General features: G+C 70.5%; 8 protein-coding genes. 5 read left to right on the top strand and 3 right to left on the bottom strand.

The genetic code is table 11. The features are described 5' to 3' along the window. Positions 1-427 (top strand): RICIN domain-containing protein (locus tag EYA84_RS26995; protein WP_161595051.1); only part of this gene is annotated, 427 nt, incomplete at its 5' end. Between the two features lie 93 nt (positions 428-520). On the opposite strand, the gene EYA84_RS26990 is transcribed toward EYA84_RS26995, so the two are convergent. From EYA84_RS26990 to EYA84_RS26980, 3 genes are read right to left on the bottom strand one after another with little or no spacing between them, the layout of a single operon-like run. Next, positions 521-1,327, bottom strand: coding sequence for an Fpg/Nei family DNA glycosylase (locus tag EYA84_RS26990; protein ID WP_131056550.1), 807 nt, complete (start codon positions 1,325-1,327; stop codon positions 521-523). 31 nt (positions 1,328-1,358) lie between these two features. Then, positions 1,359-1,556 (bottom strand): DUF397 domain-containing protein, encoded by a 198-nt coding sequence (locus EYA84_RS26985; RefSeq protein ID WP_131056549.1) that lies wholly within the window; start codon positions 1,554-1,556, stop codon positions 1,359-1,361. Then, positions 1,549-2,436 (bottom strand): helix-turn-helix transcriptional regulator, encoded by an 888-nt coding sequence (locus EYA84_RS26980; RefSeq protein ID WP_131056547.1) that lies wholly within the window; start codon positions 2,434-2,436, stop codon positions 1,549-1,551. The genes EYA84_RS26985 and EYA84_RS26980 overlap by 8 nt, the downstream gene beginning before the upstream one ends. 318 nt (positions 2,437-2,754) lie before the next feature. On the opposite strand from EYA84_RS26980, the gene EYA84_RS26975 reads away from it, so the two are divergent. The 4 genes from EYA84_RS26975 to EYA84_RS26960 form a co-directional block, all read left to right on the top strand. After that, a complete protein-coding gene (locus EYA84_RS26975) occupies positions 2,755-2,970 on the top strand; it encodes a hypothetical protein (protein WP_131056545.1) in 216 nt (71 codons plus the stop codon). Further along, positions 2,967-3,290 carry a hypothetical protein gene (locus EYA84_RS26970; RefSeq protein ID WP_131056543.1) on the top strand — a complete coding sequence of 108 codons (324 nt, stop codon included), beginning with the start codon at positions 2,967-2,969 and terminating at the stop codon, positions 3,288-3,290. Before EYA84_RS26975 ends, EYA84_RS26970 begins: the two co-directional genes overlap by 4 nt. A 110-nt stretch (positions 3,291-3,400) precedes the next feature. After that, complete coding sequence (locus tag EYA84_RS26965) at positions 3,401-4,093, top strand: SDR family oxidoreductase (protein ID WP_131056541.1); 693 nt, start codon at positions 3,401-3,403, stop codon at positions 4,091-4,093. A 265-nt stretch (positions 4,094-4,358) separates the two neighbouring features. After that, positions 4,359-4,643, top strand: a 285-nt coding sequence (locus EYA84_RS26960) for a hypothetical protein (protein WP_394347620.1), incomplete at its 3' end; no start/stop codon positions are given.

The raw sequence follows: 4,643 nt of genomic DNA, 5'->3' as shown, positions 1-4,643 counted from the left end.
GGCGAACGCGGGCGCATCGACGCCGCCGGCCCCCGACCCGAAGCCGACGCGCCCGGCCGACGCGGTGCAGATCCTCCACGTACAGACGAAGCGGTGCGTCAGTTCCGGCGCTGGCGACGGGATGCAGCTCAGGCTGCGCACCTGCACCGAGGATCCGGCGCAGTGGTGGACCTTCCGCAGCGACGGGACCATCCGTTCCCGTGGTCTCTGCATGGACATCGCCTGGGGTGGTTCCGAGGACAACACGGTGGTGCAGGCGACCACCTGTAGCGGCAACCCTGCTCAGCACTGGCAGATGAACTCGAAGGGCCGCATCGTCAGCAAGCTGAACGGCAAGGTCCTCGACACGATCATGGCCGACCCGAACAAGCCGCTCATCATCTACACCGACAAGGGCTACGCCGACCAGAACTGGCGCAAGCAGTAGTAGCACCACCCCGGATCGGCGGGCGCGAGCACCGTCGCCGGGCGTTAGGAAGGGCCCCCTGCTATGCGCGAGGCGTTAGCAGGGGGCCCTTCCTTACATCTGGCACGTCGAGCACCAGTACAGGTTGCGGGCGCCGAGGGTGCCCCGGCTGACGGCGGTGCCGCAGACGTGGCAGGGCTGGGCGGCACGGCGATAGACGTACACCTCGCCGCCGTGCCGGTCGACGCGGGCCGGGCGGCCCATCGCCTCGGGCAGGTGCGCGGCGCGAACGGTGTCGATGCGACCGGCGGCGACGGCGAGCGTCATCAGCTCGACCAGGTCGGCCCAGATGGCGTCCCAGGCGGGACGGCTCAGCTCCCGGCCGGGCATCCTCGGCGGCAGCCCGGCGCGGAACAGCGCCTCCATCACGAAGATCAGACCGGTGCCGGCCACCACCGACTGATCGAGCAGCAACGAGGCCAGCGGCGTGGAACTGCGCCGGATCCGGTCGTACGCGCGGTCCGGGTCGGCATCGGCACGCAGCGGATCGGGGCCGAGGCGGGCCCGCAACGCCGCCACCTCGGGCGGGGTGAGCAGCTCACACGCGGTCGGCCCGCGCAGGTCGAGCCAGTGCCGGTCGCTGGCCAGCCGCAGCCGGATCTGCCCCACCGGCTCCGGCGGCTCACCGTCACCGTCGGTCACCTTGCCGTAGAGACCGAGGTGTACGTGCAGGGTCCGCTCACCGGCGTAGTGGTGCAGCAGGTGCTTGCCGTACGCCTCGGTGGCCTCCAGCACACTCCCGGAGAGCAGCGCGGCACCCTCGGCGAACCGGCCCTGGGGGCTGGCGGCGAGCACCTTGTCCCCGGCGAACAGCTCGGCGTGCCGAGCCGCCAGGCGATGGATCGTATGTCCCTCTGGCACGACACCAAGCGTAGTCAGCCCGCCGTCGTGGTCAGTGTGAGCGGTGCCGCACCTGCCGCACGAAGGCCGTCCAGGCGTACGGCGTGACGGTGAGCACCGGGCCGCACGGGTCCTTGCTGTCCCGGACGGCCACCACGCCGGGCAGGTTGTCGGCCACCTCGACGCAGTTTCCTCCGCTCCCGCCGCTGCGGGTGCTCTTGCGCCAGACGGCCCCGGCCAGATCAGTCATGATGCTCCTCGATGATCATGTTGATCATTTTCTCTGATTCTGCCTCACCGGAGGCGAGTGACTCCAGGTCGTTCCAGACGTGTGCGAAGGCGGCCACCTCCGTCGGCCGGTCGAGATAGAGCGCGCCGGTGATGTTCTCCAGGTAGACGGTGGTGGGCTCGGTCGAGGCCCGGCCGAGCCCCTGCGGGAAGCCCAGCACGACGAAGGTGCCGGTCTCGCTGGCCAGCGGCGGGCCGGCGGCCAGTGGCAGGACCCGCAGCGAGACGTTCGGCAGCGCGGCCACGTCGAGCAGGTGGCGGAGTTGCTCGATCATCGCCTGCCGGTCGGGGATGCTGCGGCGCAGCACGGCCTCGCTGAGCACCACCTGGAGGGTGGGCGCGACGGGCAGCCGCCGGACCAGGATGCTCTGCCGTTGCAGGCGCACCGCCACCAGTTTCTCCCGCTCCTCGGGGGTCATCGTCGGGTTCTTGCGGCGGAAGAGTTCGCTGGCGTAGGCGCGGGTTTGCAGCAGCCCGGGAATCAACTCGGAATCGTATTGCCGCAACAGGGTCGCGGACGATTCCAGGCCGACGTAGAGCGAGAACCAGGACGGGACCACGTCGCCATAGGAGTGCCACCACCCCTTGGCCCGGGTCTCCTTCGCGAGCCCGGCGACGATCGCCGCCATCTCCTCCGGCACCCGATAGAGATCACACATCGCACGGGCGTCCACCAGCCGGACCGGCACCAGGCCCTTCTCGATCCGCCAGATCTTCTGTCGTGAACAGTCCAGCGCCCGCGCCGCCTCGTCGAGGGTGATCGTGGCGTGTTCCCGCAGCTCGGTGAAGAGTCGCCCGAGCTGCCGTCGGGGCACGGTGGACCCGCTTGTTTCATCCAGCATGCAACATCACCGCTTTCCTTCCTGCAACACGTGATGTTCCCGGACGCACGCGATCGCGTTTCCGGACGCACGCGATTTATTTCCATTCGTCGCGTGCAATTACCGAAAGACAGTAGGGCGGTGCGGAACGTTGCGCAAGACGGGCGGGAGACGGATTGTGGAGGCCGTCCGGGGCTGAATGAAATGCCGTCATGAATTGACGTGAAAAGGCAACGGAGCACTTCTTGCCGACGATCATCGCCGCGCCGAGAGGACCACGATGCGCGTAGCCTCCACGACCACGACCGGCACGGCCGCGTACTCCCCGGGTGGTGCACGGTGACCCGCCACGGCCCGGTGCTGCCCACCTGGATGTGCGCCGGATGCGACCGGCCCTGGCCCTGCGCCCGCCGCCGCATCGAACTCCGCGCCGAGTACGACCAGGCGCCCGTCTCGCTCCGGCTCTATCTGGGCTCCTGCCTGGTGGCCGCCAGCCAGGACATGTCCTGGGCCACCGCCGGTACCCTGCACCACCGCTTCCTGGGCTGGCTGTGACCCGCCACCTCCCCACCGACCGCGTCCCGGCCGAGCGGGGGCACGACGGTCAGCTTCGGGCCGGTGACCTGGTGCGCGTGACCCGTCGGGCCAGCGTGCAGTTCCATCGGTCGATCATGTTCCGGGTGATCCGCGAACTGGACTGGACCACCTACGACGGGTGGGTCTGGCTGGACGGATACCAGCTCGACATCCAGGGTCACGCGGTCACCCGCCGGTCGATATTCGTCCAGCGCGCCGGCCTCACCCTGGTCCGCGCCGCACCCCGCCAGACCTCCGCCCGCACCACACGGAGTCCGGCCCGAGGCGTACGCCGATAGCCGGCCGGACTCTCTACTCATTGGTAGGGAGTACTCAGAAAACTCTGGTTCAATTGCGCCTCGGGCCGCCGGGAGGGCGGGCACCATCGGTGCGATGAGGACGGTGGGGCATGGCGGAACGAATGCGCTGCGCAGTGGTGATCGGCAACAGTGACGGGATCGGGTTGGCGTTCACCCGACGGCTGCTCGCCGACGGCTGGCGGGTCGCCGGAGTGTCCCGCCGCGACAACGGCATCGGAGTCCCCACGTACGCCCACCACACCGTCGACGTGACCGCGCCCGACTACCCGGAGGTGCTGACGAAGGCGATCGACGAGCTGGACGGGGTGGACCTCTGCGTCTACGCCGCCGGCATCGGCGAGCCCGTCGACCTGGCCGACCTGGAGGCGCAGACCCGCACCCTGGAGGTCAACCTGATCGGGGCGGCCCGCACGGTCGCCACCGTCGTGCCGAGGATGGTGGCCGCCGGTGACGGGCACCTCATCGGGCTGTCCAGCATGGCGGACCGGATGGTCTCCGGCGACGCACCCGGGTACGCCGGGTCGAAGGCGGGACTGTCGTCGTACCTGCTGGGGCTCTCGGCGGCGCTGCGCGGACAGGGCGTGAGCGTGACCACCGTGCGGTTCGGGTTCGTCGACACCAAGATGGCCAAGGGCCCGGTCCGGCCGCTGATGATGACGGTGGACCGCGCGGTGGACGTCCTCGTCCGGTGCGTCCGCAACCGTCCCGTCCTGGTCTCCCGCCCCCGGCGGGCGGCCCTGCTCACCACCCTCCTGGCACCCCTCACCCGCCCCCGCCGCTGACCCTCGCTGCCCGCCCTCGCTGCTGGGCCTCGCTGCCGGGCCGGATCCGCCTTCGCTGCCGAGCCGGTCCTGCCTCGTTGCTGAGCCGGATCCTGCACCGTCGCTGCCGGGTCCTTCCTCCCCGGGAACCGAGCTTCCCAAGATCTAATTGGCTCGATGCCGCACGGGTGTCGGGAAAGTGCGGGCTGGGTATCTCGATGGCGTTGACGCGTGGCGGGCGAAGGACGGGGTCGGCGCCGGCCACGCATGACCTGGAGGTGAACCCATGAGATTTCCTTCGCTGTCCCGCCGGGAGGAGCCCGCGCCGCCCCCGGCCGCCGGTGACGAGGCCGACCGCACCGGCACGGTGGCCACCGAGGCCCGTCCCGCCGACCGCCCGAGCGTCGAGGAACGCACCGACGACGGCACCACCTACCGGGGCGCGGCGGCGACCACCACCACGACCACCGACCCGGACCGCACCGCCGCCGAGCGCGCCACAGGCCGATACCGCGCCGCCGCCGAGCGCGCCACCGACCGGCTCCGCGCCGCCACCGGACTGTCTCTGACA

Source organism: Verrucosispora sp. SN26_14.1, assembly GCF_004307965.1.
Lineage (GTDB): Bacteria > Actinomycetota > Actinomycetes > Mycobacteriales > Micromonosporaceae > Micromonospora.
This window is presented reverse-complemented; position numbering and strand designations above follow the sequence as displayed.

Coding starts and splice junctions, on each gene's coding strand:
- EYA84_RS26980 (WP_131056547.1), bottom strand. CDS start 2,436: ATGCTGGATGAAACAAGCGGGTCCACCGTGCCCCGACGGCAGCTCGGG.
- EYA84_RS26965 (WP_131056541.1), top strand. CDS start 3,401: ATGGCGGAACGAATGCGCTGCGCAGTGGTGATCGGCAACAGTGACGGG.
- EYA84_RS26985 (WP_131056549.1), bottom strand. CDS start 1,556: ATGACTGATCTGGCCGGGGCCGTCTGGCGCAAGAGCACCCGCAGCGGC.